The sequence below is a fragment of the Subsaxibacter sp. CAU 1640 genome, from assembly GCF_023156585.1.
Classification (GTDB): Bacteria; Bacteroidota; Bacteroidia; order Flavobacteriales; family Flavobacteriaceae; genus JBPOFM01.
Map to the genome: position 1 here is coordinate 228,479 of NZ_JALNMI010000002.1, position 15,978 is coordinate 244,456.

Here is a 15,978-nt window from a genome sequence, read left to right on the forward strand (position 1 = left end):
CCGTCGTTGAAAACCCCTGTCTTGATGAGTGCTATCGCAGCCGATTGGCAGAGCGTGGTAACGGTCGTATCGTTTTCGGTAATGCTGTTGTCGTCCGAAAGGTCGCTCACATCGACTCCGCCCGTACTGGTTCCGGTCACCGTGGCCTGGTTGCTCACCTGGCCCGCATCGATGTCCGTTTGCGTAATGGTATAGTCCGAAGTATAGATCCAAGCCTCATCAACATCAAGCTCACCGTCAGAATCCGTGTCGCCTGATGACAGGGCAATTGTGCCACCAAGCATCGGGTCGTCCAGAACGACATTGGTGATCGAGGCGTTGCCTTCATTAGTCACCGTGAACGTATAGGTGATCGTCTCTCCGACATCGCTACAGCTATCGCCGTCGCCGTCGTTGAAAACCCCTGTCTTGATGAGTGCTATCGCAGCCGATTGGCAGAGCGTGGTAACGGTCGTATCGTTTTCGGTAATGCTGTTGTCGTCCGAAAGGTCGCTCACATCGACTCCGCCCATACTGGTTCCGGTCACCGTGGCCTGGTTGCTCACCTGGCCCGCATCGATGTCCATTTGCGTGATGATATAGTCTGAAGTATAGATCCAAGCCTCATCAACATCAAGCTCACCGTCGGAATCCGTGTCGCCCGATGACAGGGCAATCGTGTCCCCAAGCATCGGGTCGTCCAGAACGACATTGGTGATCGAGGCATTGCCCTCGTTGGTCACGGTGAACGTGTAGGTAATTGTCTCTCCGACATCACTACAGCTGTCGCCGTCACCATCGTTGAACACGCCTGTCTTGATCAAGGCTATCGCAGCCGATTGGCAGAGCGTGGTAACGGTCGTATCGTCTTCGGTAATGCTGTTGTCGTCCGAAAGGTCGCTCACATCCACACCTCCCGTGCTGGTTCCGGTCACCGTGGCCTGGTTGCTCACCTGGCCCGCATCGATGTCCGTTTGCGTAACGGCATAGTCCGAAGTGTAGATCCAAATCTCGTCAACATCAAGCTCGCCGTCAGAATCCGTGTCGCCTGATGTCAGGGCAATCGTGCCACCAAGCATCGGGTCGTCCAGAACGACATTGGTGATCGAAGCATTGCCCTCGTTGGTCACCGTGAAGGTGTAGGTGATCGTCTCTCCTACATCGCTACAGCTGTCGCCGTCGCCGTCGTTGAACACGCCTGTCTTGATCAAGGCGATATCCGCAGTTTGACAAAAAGCTGTATTCGTGGCATCAATATAAGCTCCATAAATTTCTAGCGAATTTATGACGCCTGCTAGTGCGGCAGCAGTTATTCGAACTTCATCGAAAGTTGTCGATGTTGTAAAAGCTACCACGTAAAAACTGTCCGTAGAAGTTGGTGTTATATTGACCAATCCAAGAGCTTCCAGCGCCAGAAGATTTGCTGCCGTGCGCTGTTCTTGCTGAACATCATCTAAATAAGTAGTAATAGTTATCGAATTCAGTAAATCTACTTCCAAAAGGTCATTTGTATCTCTTATGACAAATCCTGCAACTGTACCGACAGGATAATCTGTAAGAACATCTTTTACAGATATTGAACCTGTGCTTGCAACACCTGCGACTACATTTAACATTGCAAAATCACTATTATCAGCTGAAATCACATTCTGTGAATTATCAACTTCACAAGCTACACACGCTATGCCGTCAATACCTGTTCTAGAATTATTGATGATTACCGGATAGGATGGATTTGACAATACATATGGCGCATCACAATAAATTGTCCCAGGACAGAAAGCTTGCAGAACAACTCCATAAACTCTTGTACTTCCCAAATTTAACGATACCAATTGCGTCAGAGTAATTCTAACTTCATCAAATGGAGCTGTTGTTACAAAACCAACACGAACACTTTCGCTTCCAGGAAACAGCAAGCCTGAACTCACTGGCAATAATTCGGTAGTTCCCACTCGAGATTCCACAAAGACACCATCTAAATATGTCGAAATTGTAATGGCATCAAATAATTGGGTGTTTAACAAAGTTGAATTTTCAATATCAAAACCAGCATATGTACCTTCAGGGTAATCTGTTAACTCATCTTTTACGGCAATTGAACCTGTTGCAGCAACTCCAGCCAATAAATCAATGGATGCATAATTACCAAGATTGGAATCGAATATATTATCAGTATCATTGACACTTCCAACACCTAAAACACCACCCAGTCCCGTATGTTCTTCAACAATTCTCACTGGAAAATCAGGTTTTGTCAGTACGGTAGGTGTATTACATTCAAGAGCTGGACCTGCGCAGAAGCTATTTGTAACTGCGTGATAAACATCTGTAGTCGATAAAACACCTGCCAAACTAGAAATTGAAATTTCAACGGCATCGAAATCCATCGTTGTATAAAATCCAACATAATATTGGTTGGTTCCAAGCAAAGTACTATTAACAGCAACCAAACTTCCACCACCACTAACTTCTTGCTGTGTTCCATCTAAATAAGTTCTGACAACTATAGCATCTAATAAATCTGCTTGAAGAACCGAACTGTTTCTAATCAAAAATCCTGCATAACCACCTCCAGAAAAGAATTCACCAGATGTTTCATCTGTGACTCTCAACGTATGAGTGACTCCCACTCCAACCAATGTAGCTACAGTCGCAAAATTGTCAGTGTTGGCATCAATAATGTTAGTTTCGTTTGAGATACCACAGCCCAACACACAAACTCCTGTTGTATTGTCTGAAATAGATAAGTCTGTAAATCCAACTTCAGTAACCGCTACAGGAACTTCCGTATTACAAGGAACTGGATATTGAACTCCATCTGTATATATGATGAATTCGGCTGTAGCCTGACAACCAACTGCGTCAGTTACCGTTACAGAATAGACACCTGGTGACAATCCATTAATCGAACTTGAAGTTTCACCTCCTGGACTCCATAAATATTCGTAGGGAGGAGTTCCACCAGTGACCGTTACTGAAAGACTTCCATCATCAGCATCAATGGCTGTTTCATTAATGACAGTTCCTTCAATTTGTATAGAATTGTCAACAAAACTTCCGTAAACTTCGATGCTATTAGTTACTCCTACAACAGCTGCAACCGTGAGTCTAATTTCATCATATTCTGTGCTTGTGGTAAAACTCACTAAATAAAAACCATCACTGGATGTAGGTGTGATTGTGATGAGTCCTAAAGCTTCCAATGCTAGAAGGTTTGCTCCTGTTTGAAACTCTTGTACAGCACCATCCAAATATGTTGTAACAGTTAATGAATTCAATAAATCGACTTGCAATAAATCATTAGTATCTCGAATAACGAGGCCTGCTTGACTACCTGCTGGATATGTATCCAATACATTTTCTACAGAGATAGAAGCTGTACTTGCAACACCTGCTACTACATTGACCATTGCAAAATCTGAATTGCTCTCGCTTATAACATTTGTTGCATTATCTACTTCACATCCAACGCAAGCCACTCCATTTACACCAGTTCGTAAATTATTTATAATGACTGGTTGAGCAGGATTGCTTAAGACAGTAGCGGTTGAACACTCTAATGTTCCAGAACAGAATGATTCTAGAATCAATCCATAAACTCGAGTGCTTCCAAGGTTTAGCGATACAGTTTGCTGAATACTAATTCTCGCTTCATCGAATGGCATAGTAGTTAAGAATCCGACTTGTGACCGTTCTGTACCTGTCAACAAAAGACCGCTATCTACCGAAAGTAACTCGGAAACTCCAGTTTTGGTTTCTTGCAGAGCTCCATTCAAATAAGTCCTTATTGTGATACCATCAATTAAATCCAGATTTAAAACTGAACTATTTTCGATATCAAAACCTACGTAAGTATTGGCAGCATAATCCATCAATTCATCTTTTATAGAAAGACTTCCCGTAGCCAAAACACCTAAAGTAAAATCAATACTCGCATAAGAATTACTATTTGAATCAATTGCATTTGCAGGATCAGTGATGGTTCCTACTCCCAGTACTCCTCCAAAACCTGTACGTTCGTCTACAATTCGTGCAGGAAAATCTGTTTTGGCTAGAGCCGTAGGTGTATTACAAGTTAAATCTGGCCCTGGACAGAAGCTATTTGTAACTGCGTGATAAATATTTGTAGTAGACAGTATTCCTGCCAAGCTTGCAATGGATATTTGAATAGCATCAAAATCTTGAGTAGTATAGAATCCGACATAATATTGGTCTGCTCCCAGCAATGAACTGTTTACAACAGCCAATGCCGATCCAGCATTAGTTTCTTGCAAAACGCCGTCCAAATATGTTCTAACGACAATCGCATTTAATAAATCCGCTTGTACGACCGAAGTATTTCTTATAAGGAAGCCTGCATAACTTCCTGCATTATAGTATTCATCAGTTGTAGTATCTGTTACAGTGAAAGTATGAGTAACACCTAATCCTACAAGTGTTGCTGCCGTTGCAAAATTTGTTTCACTGGCATCAACAATGTTGGCAGCGTTTTGAATTCCGCAACCCAAAACACATAAACCCGAAGTACTAGATGTCACAGCTAAATCAGTATAATTCAGATTCGTCAATGGCACAGGTAGATCTGTGTTACACGGAACATCGACTGCAGGTAAAAAATAAAGAGTGTTAAAATCGTCGTAGACGGATTTTGCTCGTGAGAAGACCACGAAAGATAGAATTGTTACATAAATCCAGATACTTTTTTTTGTAAATAGCCTAGAATTGACTAAATACGAGTAGGTAATTTTGTCCATAGCTTATACTGATTTAGATTAAAAAATCTTCATCTGAAACAAGGAAATCAACAAAATTTGATTTGCTCTGCTTCAGAAACACAACGGACAACTTCAAGCTTTCGCAAAAAGCAATATTCGATGTGCTTCAGTTAAATATTTTGTTACGGGGAGAATAAAATATTTAAAGCTGGATCAATAACGGTAAACCTTATTTTGGGTTATTAATGGTGACCGTTATTTTATTTAACTATCGTGAAAATAGCTATATTTTTATAATTTACGCTAAAAGAACCGAAAAATTCGATGAAATGCACAAAAAAAACAAATTTCGTGCGTAAACCATCAATTTTAAAATCTTAAAATTTGATAAACTCAAATGTCACCAACTAACATATTTCGTTCAAAATGGTCCATTACATAATCCTGAAATAATAGTATCTTTGCAACCATTTTCATACCACAATGAGTTTTATCAAAGAAATAAATAGACGACGTACGTTTGGCATCATTTCGCATCCTGATGCTGGAAAAACAACATTAACAGAGAAACTACTACTGTTTGGTGGAGCCATCCAGGAAGCTGGAGCAGTGAAAAGCAATAAAATCAAAAAAGGTGCAATCAGTGACTTTATGGAGATTGAACGCCAACGTGGTATTTCGGTTGCTACGTCCGTTTTGGCATTTGAATACGATGGCATTAAAGTCAATATTCTTGACACTCCTGGTCACAAGGATTTTGCAGAGGATACATTTCGAACCCTGACGGCTGTTGATAGCGTTATCGTAGTGATTGACGTGGCGAAAGGTGTTGAGGAACAGACTGAAAAGTTGGTGGAAGTCTGTAGAATGAGAAACATTCCTATGATTGTTTTCATCAACAAATTGGATAGAGAAGGTAAAGATGCGTTTGATCTATTGGATGAAATTGAGCAAAAACTCAAATTAACGGTGACACCATTGAGTTTTCCAATTGGGATGGGCTACGATTTTAAGGGCATCTACAACATCTGGGAAAAAAATATCAATTTGTTTAGTGGTGACAGCAGAAAGAATATTGAAGAAACCATTGAAATTTCTGATTTAAATTCTTCCGAATTGACAAAATTGGTTGGTGAAAAATCGGCCAACACATTAAGGGAAGAAATAGAACTTGTGGAAGGCATTTATCCAGCTTTTGACAAACAAGAATACCTGAATGGACATTTGCAGCCTGTGTTTTTTGGCTCTGCATTGAATAATTTCGGAGTAAGGGAATTGTTGGATTGTTTTGTTGAGATAGCTCCCAAGCCAAGACCTAAACAGAGCGAAGAGCGTTTGGTTCAACCAGATGAAAAGGAATTTACAGGATTTGTGTTTAAGATACACGCCAATATGGATCCAAATCATAGAGACCGATTAGCCTTTGTTAAAATAGTCTCCGGCAAGTTTGAACGCAATAAACCTTATTTGCACGTTAGACACGACAAAAAATTGAAATTCTCGAGTCCGAATGCCTTCTTTGCTGAAAAGAAGGAAATTGTTGATGTTTCATATCCTGGTGATATAGTAGGACTTCACGATACTGGAAACTTCAAGATTGGTGATACACTTACTGAAGGTGAAAACATTAATTATAAAGGAATTCCGAGTTTTTCCCCTGAACATTTCAGATATATCAATAATGCCGACCCATTGAAATCCAAACAACTTTATAAAGGTATTGATCAATTAATGGATGAAGGTGTAGCACAGTTATTTACTTTGGAATTGAATGGAAGAAAAGTTATTGGAACCGTTGGTGCACTGCAATATGAGGTAATTCAATACCGATTAGAGCACGAATATGGTGCAAAATGTACCTACGAAAATTTGAATGTTTACAAAGCGTGTTGGGTAGAACCAGAAGATGCGAAGAGCGAAGAATACAAAGACTTCTTGGCTGTAAAACAGCGCTATCTAGCAAAAGACAAACAAAATCAATTGGTGTTTTTGGCTGATTCACAGTTTTCTCTACAAATGACTCAACAGAAATATCCAACTATTAAATTTCACTTTACATCAGAATTTAAATGATATATTGAGAATTTCTCAAAAAATTGAATGCATTTCATCGAATATTCAAAATTTAAAATAAACTTAATCGAATTTTTATTACATTTAATCGATAAATGAATTGTAATTTATTTGAATTTCAATAGATTTATTTCATTAATCAATTGTTTTTCAATGGATTGATTCATTTATTAAATATTAGATTCAAACCCCAAATTGATCTACCTATGAAAACTACTGCCAATGTGTTCAGTAATAGAGATATTACTGTCACCTACGAACCTTATGTTTGCACTAATGCGGAGCGTTGTGCAAGAGAACTTTCGAATGTCTTTAGGAATTCTGTGATACCTTGGATTGACCTTGATGGCGATTCTACGGAAAAGATTATTCGACAGGTAAAGAAATGTCCTTCGGGAGCTTTAAAATTTTCGTATAACAATGTAAATAATGAAGTTGCTTAAAAATAAGCTTCATTAATAAAAAATCCCTTTGATAATTTCTATCAAAGGGATTTTTTAGTTCTCAACTCCTCTCCAACTGACAATTTACAACAGTTTTCTTATGCCTGTCCTGTCGGTCCAAAATTCAATGGAATTGGTGGTTGTTCGTAATCTTTAATTTCGCCGTGGGCTTTCTCAAATCTATGTACATTTTCTCCCAAAGCCTTCAACAAACGCTTTGCGTGCTGTGGAGTCAAAATTATTCTTGACTTCACCTTGCTTTTAGGCGTTCCAGGCATAATGCTCACAAAATCAATCACAAATTCGGATACAGAATGATTGATGATAGCTAAATTCGAATAAATCCCTTCAGCAACTTTCTCATCTAATTCAATATTGATTTGCCCTTGTTTTGGAGCTTCTTTTTGATCGCTCATATTTTGTATGTTTTCTTCTTAAAACCAAAGATTCCCGCTGTTGCGGGAATCAATGTTCTAATCTATTAGTTATAATTAAACTCTTCTTTAGCTTTCATCATTTCGTTGAACTCTTCTTTAGAACCAACTATGATGTGCTCGTAGCGTCTCACACCTGTTCCTGCAGGAATTCGATGTCCGACAATAACATTCTCTTTCAATCCGTCTAATTCATCAACTTTCGCACTTACAGCTGCTTCATTCAATACTTTGGTTGTTTCTTGGAACGATGCCGCAGAAATAAATGATTTAGTCTGTAAGGATGCTCTTGTGATACCTTGTAAGATAGGTGTTGCAGTTGCAGGATTAGCATCTCTTGCCTCGGCCAACTTACCATCTTCTCTTCTCACAATTGAGTTTTCATCTCTCAACTGACGAACCGTAACGATTTGTCCAGGTTTCAAAGTTTTGGAATCTCCAGCATCTGTGATAACCTTCATTCCAAAGATTTTATCGTTTTCTTCGATAAAGTCTGATTTATGAACCAATTGATCTTCTAGGAAAATCGTATCACCAGAATCGATAATTTGAACTTTACGCATCATCTGTCTTACAACAACCTCAAAGTGCTTATCGTTAATTTTCACACCTTGTAAACGGTAAACTTCTTGTACTTCGTTCACCAAGTATTGTTGTACTGCAGAAGGTCCTTTGATATTTAGGATATCATCTGGAGTTATTGAACCATCAGATAGAGGCATACCTGCTTTAACATAATCATTTTCTTGAACAAGAATCTGATTTGATAATTTCACCAAGTATTTTTTGACTTCACCTAATTTAGACTCAACAATGATCTCACGGTTACCTCTTTTGATTTTTCCAAAAGAAACCACACCGTCGATTTCACTTACTACAGCCGGGTTTGAAGGGTTACGCGCTTCGAATAGCTCGGTCACACGTGGAAGACCTCCTGTAATATCCCCAGTTTTAGCAGACTTACGAGGAATCTTCACCAAAACTTTACCAACGTTGATTTTCTCACCATCGTTAATCATCAAGTGGGCACCAACTGGCAAGTTGTATGAACGAAGTGTATTTCCTTTAGCATCCTCGATATGCAATGTTGGAATCAATTTTTTGTTTCTTGATTCTGAAATTACTTTTTCTTGGAAACCAGTTTGCTCATCTATCTCTACTTGGTAAGTAATACCTTGTTCGATATTTTCATAAGAAACTTTACCTGCAAATTCTGAAATAATCACACCGTTGTAAGGATCCCAAGAACAAATGACATCTCCTTTAGACACTTTCTGTCCTGGTTTCACATAAATGTAAGAACCATAAGGAATATTGTTTGTACTCAAAGTGATTCCTGTTTTGGCATCAACCAATTTCAATTCAGAAGTACGAGAAATAACAACATCTACTTCATTTCCTTGATTGTCAGTTCCTTTGACGACTTTCAGATCTTCAATTTCTGCAATACCATTGAACTTAACAGTCAATTTATTCTCTTCAGAAATGTTACCTGCAATACCACCTACGTGGAAGGTACGAAGTGTCAACTGTGTACCTGGCTCACCGATGGACTGCGCGGCAACCACACCTACAGCCTCGCCTCTTTGTACCATCTTACCAGTCGCTAAATTACGACCGTAACATTTAGCACAAATACCTTGTTTAGCCTCACAAGTCAATGCTGAACGTACCTCGATAGAATCCAATGCAGATTCTCCAATACGTTTTGCAATGTGATCGTGAATATGTTCACCAGCTTTCACCAAGATCTCTTCAGTCATTGGATCGTATACATCATTCAATGCCGTTCTACCAACGATTCTATCTTCAAGAGATTCGATAATCTCTTCATTTTTCTTCAATGCAGATACATCGATTCCTCTCAAAGTACCGCAATCTTCACTGTAGATGATAACGTCTTGAGAAACGTCTACCAAACGACGTGTCAAGTAACCAGCATCGGCAGTTTTAAGCGCCGTATCGGCAAGACCTTTACGTGCACCGTGCGTAGAGATAAAGTATTCCAAAATCGAAAGACCTTCCTTAAAGTTAGAAAGAATCGGGTTTTCGATAATCTCACCTCCACCTGCGTTAGATTTTTTAGGTTTCGCCATCAATCCACGCATACCTGTCAACTGACGGATTTGCTCTTTCGAACCACGCGCACCAGAATCAAGCATCATATACACAGAGTTGAATCCTTGTTGGTCTTCGCGGATACGCTTCATTGACAATTCAGTTAAAGCAGCATTCGTAGAAGTCCAGATATCAATTACTTGGTTATAACGCTCGTTATTGGTAATCAATCCCATATTATAGTTGGCCATAATGCCATCCACTTCTTTATTGGCATTGTCAATCATTCCTTGTTTTTCAGCAGGAATAATGATATCACCTAAACTGAATGATAAACCACCTTGGAAAGCGAACTTGTAACCCAAATCTTTGATTTCATCAAGGAATTCAGCAGTTTCAGGAACTGAAGTTACTTTCAAAATATCACCAATAATATCTCTCAAAGACTTTTTAGTCAATACTTGATTGATATATCCTGCAGCTTCAGGCACTTTTTCGTTAAAAAGCACACGACCTACAGTAGTTTCTATAATTTTTGGAGCCAATTTGCCTTCCTCATTAAAGTCAACTGCTCTTACTTTGATAGAAGCATTCAAATCTACTTTCTTCTCATTGTAGGCAATGTTTACCTCTTCAAATGAGTAGAACGTCAATCCTTCTCCCTTCACTTTTACATCACCAGTAGACTTACGCTCTTTGGTCATGTAATAAAGACCAAGAACCATATCTTGAGAAGGAACCGTTACTGGCGAACCGTTTGCAGGATTCAAGATATTGTGAGAAGCCAACATCAATAATTGTGCTTCCAAAATAGCCTCTGGACCTAACGGTAAATGCACGGCCATTTGGTCACCATCGAAATCCGCGTTAAAGGCGGTACATACCAATGGGTGCAACTGAATCGCTTTACCTTCAATCAATTTTGGTTGGAAAGCCTGGATACCCAATCTGTGTAACGTAGGAGCACGGTTCAAAAGAACTGGATGTCCTTTTAGAACGTTTTCCAAGATATCCCAAACCACAGGTTCTTTTCTATCTATAATTTTCTTTGCAGATTTTACGGTTTTTACAATACCACGCTCAATCAATTTTCTGATGATAAATGGTTTATAAAGTTCAGCTGCCATATTTTTAGGCAATCCGCATTCGTATAATTTCAATTCTGGTCCAACGACGATTACCGAACGAGCAGAGTAATCCACCCGCTTACCAAGTAAGTTTTGACGGAAACGTCCTTGTTTTCCTTTTAAGGAATCAGACAATGATTTTAATGGTCTGTTGGAGTCTGTTTTTACAGCAGAAGCCTTACGCGTGTTGTCAAATAATGAATCGACAGATTCTTGCAACATACGTTTTTCATTACGCAAAATCACTTCAGGAGCTTTGATTTCAACCAAACGCTTCAAACGATTATTACGAATGATCACACGACGATATAAATCATTCAAATCGGACGTTGCAAAACGACCACCATCCAACGGCACCAATGGACGTAATTCTGGTGGAATTACTGGTATCGCTTTCATAATCATCCATTCAGGAAGATTTTCACGGTTTGCGTTAGAATCACGGAACGCCTCAACAACTTGAAGACGTTTTAATGCTTCCGTTTTACGTTGTTTAGATGTTTCGTTATTTGCTTTGTGACGTAAGTCATAAGACAACTCATTCAAATCAATTCGAGCCAACAAATCAATCAAGCACTCTGCTCCCATCTTTGCCACGAATTTATTTGGGTCGTGGTCATCCAAATATTGGTTTTCCTGCGGAAGAGAATCCAAAATAGTCAAGTATTCTTCTTCTGTTAAGAAATCCATTTTTTCCAATGGTTCACCATCTACATTTTTCGCATTACCTGGCTGGATGACTACGTAACGTTCGTAGTAGATAATCATATCCAACTTTTTAGAAGGTAATCCTAAAAGGTAACCAATTTTGTTTGGCAACGAACGGAAGTACCAAATGTGAGCTACAGGAACCACTAAATTAATGTGTCCTACTCTATCACGACGTACTTTCTTTTCAGTAACCTCAACACCACAACGGTCGCAAACGATACCTTTGTAGCGAATTCTTTTATATTTTCCACAAGCACATTCATAATCCTTCACAGGACCAAAAATACGCTCACAGAACAAACCGTCACGTTCTGGTTTGTGTGTTCGATAATTAATAGTTTCAGGTTTCAAAACCTCGCCGCGTGAAGCTGCCAAAACAGATTCTGGAGATGCCAAACCAATAGAAATTTTGTTAAATTTCTGTACTGTATTTTTATCTTGTCTTTTAGCCATTTTCTTATAGTCTTCAGTTTGCAGTTTCAGTCTTCAGAAGCATTAAACGCCAACTGAAGACTGTGAACTGCCCACTTAAATTTATTCTTCTAATCTAATATCTAATCCTAATCCTTTCAATTCGTGCATAAGTACGTTGAAAGATTCAGGTAGTCCTGGTTCTGGCATTGGCTCACCTTTTACGATTGCTTCATAAGTTTTAGCTCTACCTATCACATCATCAGATTTTACGGTTAAGATTTCACGCAATGTAGCAGAAGCTCCATAAGCCTCTAGTGCCCAAACCTCCATCTCACCAAAACGCTGACCACCGAACTGGGCTTTACCACCCAATGGCTGTTGTGTAATCAATGAGTAAGGTCCGATAGAACGCGAGTGCATCTTATCATCAACCATATGACCAAGTTTCAACATATAGATAACACCAACAGTTGCTGGTTGGTCAAAACGGTCACCTGTTCCACCATCATAGAGATACGTGTGTCCGAATCTTGGAATACCAGCCTCGTCAGTCAATTCATTGATTTGGTCTAACGTAGCACCATCAAAAATTGGTGTCGCGTAAGTTCTTCCAAGTTTTTGACCAGCCCATCCAAGAACGGTTTCATAAATCTGACCAATGTTCATACGAGATGGTACACCAAGTGGATTCAATACGATATCCACAGGAGTTCCATCCTCTAAGAATGGCATATCTTCTTGACGAACGATACGTGCTACAATACCTTTGTTACCGTGACGACCTGCCATTTTATCACCAACTTTTAGTTTACGTTTTTTAGCGATGTAAACTTTAGCTAATTTGATAATACCAGCTGGTAGTTCGTCTCCCACAGAAATGGTAAACTTCTCACGACGCAAGGAACCTTGAAGGTCATTTTCCTTGATTTTATAATTGTGAATCAAATCAGCAATTAAATCATTTGTATGGTCATCAGTTGTCCAAGTTCCTGATGTCAAATGCGTGTAATCATCTACAGCATTTAACATTTTCAAGGTGTATTTTTTTCCTTTAGGAATAATTTCTTCACCTAAATCGTTGAAAATACCTTGAGCTGTTTTGCCATTAACGATGTTGAACAATTTATCAACCAAAACGGCTTTCAATTCATCAAACTTTCTGTAATAGATAGCTTCAAGTGCATCGATATCTTCTTTATCTTTTGCTCTCTTACGCTTATCTTTTACGGCTCTTGAGAATAATTTTTTATCGATAACAACTCCGTGCAATGAAGGAGACGCTTTCAAAGAAGCATCTTTAACATCGCCAGCCTTATCACCAAAAATCGCTCTCAAAAGTTTTTCCTCTGGTGTAGGGTCTGATTCACCTTTAGGCGTAATCTTACCGATTAAGATATCACCAGGTTTGATTTCAGCTCCGATACGGATCATACCGTTTTCATCCAAGTCTTTTGTAGCTTCTTCAGAAACGTTTGGAATATCATTTGTCAACTCCTCGTTACCTAATTTGGTATCACGAACTTCCAATGAATATTCATCGATATGTATAGACGTAAAAATATCATCACGAACTACTTTTTCAGAAATTACAATCGCATCCTCGAAGTTGTAACCTTTCCAAGGCATGAACGCTACTTTCATATTGCGTCCAAGAGCCAATTCACCATTTTGTGTTGCGTAACCCTCACAAAGCACTTGTCCTTTTTTAACTTTATCACCTTTTTTAACAATAGGCTTTAAGTTAATAGACGTACCTTGATTGGTTTTTCTGAATTTTACCAATGGATAGGTCTTCGTATCACTATCAAAACTCACCATTGCCTCTTCTTCAGTACGCTCGTATTTGATAACAATTTCATTGGCATCAACATATTCAATAACACCATCACCTTCAGCATTTATCAATACTCTTGAATCAGAAGCCACTTGACGTTCCAATCCAGTTCCAACGATAGGTGCATCTACACGTAATAGAGGTACAGCTTGACGCATCATATTCGATCCCATCAGCGCCCTGTTTGCATCATCGTGCTCCAAGAATGGAATCAACGACGCAGAAATAGAAGCAACTTGATTAGGAGCAACGTCTGTATAATTAGCATTTGCAGGATCTACTACAGGGAAATCACCTTCTTGACGTGCAATCAGTTTATCCTCAATAATTTTTCCTTTTTCGTCTACACGAATATTAGCTTGAGCGATCAACATATCTTCTTCCTCTTCAGCGCTCAAATAAGTTGGATCATTTTTAATATCTACAACTCCATTTTCAATCTTACGATAAGGAGTTTCGATGAAGCCCATTCCGTTAACTTTAGCATAAACAGAAAGCGAAGAAATCAAACCAATGTTCGGTCCCTCTGGAGTTTCAATCGGACATAAACGTCCGTAGTGCGTATAGTGAACGTCACGAACCTCAAAACCAGCTCTTTCACGAGACAAACCTCCAGGTCCTAAAGCAGACAAACGACGTTTGTGAGTGATTTCAGCCAATGGATTGGTTTGATCCATAAATTGCGATAACTGGTTTGTTCCGAAGAATGAATTGATCACAGAAGACAATGTTTTCGCATTAATCAAATCAATTGGCGTAAACACCTCATTGTCACGAACGTTCATACGCTCACGAATGGTACGAGCCATACGTGCCAAACCAACACCAAATTGTTGTGACAATTGCTCACCTACAGTACGTACACGACGGTTAGACAAGTGGTCAATATCATCAATCTCTGCTTTCGAGTTGATAAGTTCAATTAAATATTTTATGATGGTAATGATATCTACTTTGGTCAAAACTTGTTTGTCCATTCCGATATCAAGACCTAATTTTTTGTTCATTCTATAACGACCTACTTCACCAAGTGAATAACGTTGGTCAGAGAAGAACAATTTGTCAATGATGCCACGAGCGGTTTCCTCATCTGGCGGTTCTGCATTACGCAATTGACGGTAAATATGTTCAACAGCTTCTTTTTCCGAGTTGGTCGGGTCTTTTTGAAGCGTGTTATGTATAATGGCATAATCTCCTTGCTGGGCACTTTCTTTGTGTAAAAGAATGGTTTTAGCATCAGCTTCAAGAATCTCCTCAATATTATCTTTATCTAGAATTGTATCACGATCAAGAACAATTTCGTTACGTTCAATCGATACTACCTCACCAGTATCCTCGTCAACGAAATCTTCGTGCCATGTATTCAATACACGAGCAGCCAGTTTACGACCTAACACTTTTTTCAATCCTGCTTTTGAAACTTTTACTTCTTCTGCAAGATCGAATATCTCAAGAATATCTTTATCACGTTCAAAACCAATGGCTCTGAACAATGTTGTAACCGGTAATTTTTTCTTTCTATCAATATAGGCGTACATAACGCTATTGATATCTGTAGCAAACTCTATCCAAGAACCTTTGAAAGGAATCACCCTTGCAGAATACAATTTGGTTCCGTTGGCGTGGAAAGATTGGCTAAAGAACACTCCAGGAGATCTGTGTAATTGAGATACAACTACACGCTCGGCTCCATTGATAACGAAAGTACCACTTGGTGTCATATAAGGAATAGTTCCTAAATATACATCCTGTACAATCGTTTCGAAATCCTCATGCTCTGGGTCTGTACAGTAAAGCTTCAAACGAGCTTTTAACGGTACACTATAAGTAAGTCCTCTTTCAATACATTCTTCAATGGTATATCTTGGTGGATCGATAAAATAATCCAAAAACTCCAAAACAAATTGATTGCGAGTGTCTGTAATCGGGAAATTTTCCATGAAGGTGTTGTAGAGTCCTTCATTCCCTCTTTCTTCTGATTTAGTTTCTAACTGGAAAAAATCCTGGAAGGATTTGATCTGGATATCCAAGAAATCTGGATATTCCGTTCTATTGACAATAGAAGAGAAATTTAATCTTTCAGCTTTTTGTGCTAACATCGATGAACGAGATTTTGATTAAAAATAAATAGTTGTTTTTTTGCGTACACTTAATATACACAAAAGGGTTTAGGTCATTCCGACTACT

The 15,978-nt window shown here is 39.0% G+C and carries 6 protein-coding genes; 2 read left to right on the forward strand and 4 right to left on the reverse strand.

Going from position 1 to position 15,978, the window contains the following annotated elements; translation table 11 throughout:
• Positions 1-4,736: beta strand repeat-containing protein (locus M0G43_RS05580; RefSeq protein WP_411039853.1), on the reverse strand; the 4,736-nt coding region annotated here is incomplete at its 3' end.
• Positions 4,737-5,180: 444 nt separating this feature from the next.
• Here M0G43_RS05580 and M0G43_RS05585 point away from each other — a divergent pair.
• Together M0G43_RS05585 and M0G43_RS05590 are read left to right on the forward strand one after the other, a co-directional pair.
• Positions 5,181-6,770 (forward strand): peptide chain release factor 3, encoded by a 1,590-nt coding sequence (locus tag M0G43_RS05585; protein ID WP_248024243.1) that lies wholly within the window; start codon positions 5,181-5,183, stop codon positions 6,768-6,770.
• Between the two features lie 206 nt (positions 6,771-6,976).
• Positions 6,977-7,213 (forward strand): (4Fe-4S)-binding protein, encoded by a 237-nt coding sequence (locus M0G43_RS05590; RefSeq protein ID WP_248024245.1) that lies wholly within the window; start codon positions 6,977-6,979, stop codon positions 7,211-7,213.
• Between the two features lie 98 nt (positions 7,214-7,311).
• On the opposite strand, the gene M0G43_RS05595 is transcribed toward M0G43_RS05590, so the two are convergent.
• From M0G43_RS05595 to rpoB, 3 genes are all read right to left on the reverse strand, one after another.
• Complete coding sequence (locus tag M0G43_RS05595) at positions 7,312-7,629, reverse strand: DUF3467 domain-containing protein (RefSeq protein WP_248024247.1); 318 nt, start codon at positions 7,627-7,629, stop codon at positions 7,312-7,314.
• 65 nt (positions 7,630-7,694) lie between these two features.
• A complete protein-coding gene (gene rpoC / locus M0G43_RS05600) occupies positions 7,695-11,996 on the reverse strand; it encodes a DNA-directed RNA polymerase subunit beta' (protein WP_248024249.1) in 4,302 nt (1,433 codons plus the stop codon).
• A gap of 81 nt (positions 11,997-12,077) precedes the next feature.
• A complete protein-coding gene (rpoB, locus tag M0G43_RS05605) occupies positions 12,078-15,890 on the reverse strand; it encodes a DNA-directed RNA polymerase subunit beta (RefSeq protein ID WP_248024252.1) in 3,813 nt (1,270 codons plus the stop codon).
• Positions 15,891-15,978: the final 88 nt, after the last annotated feature.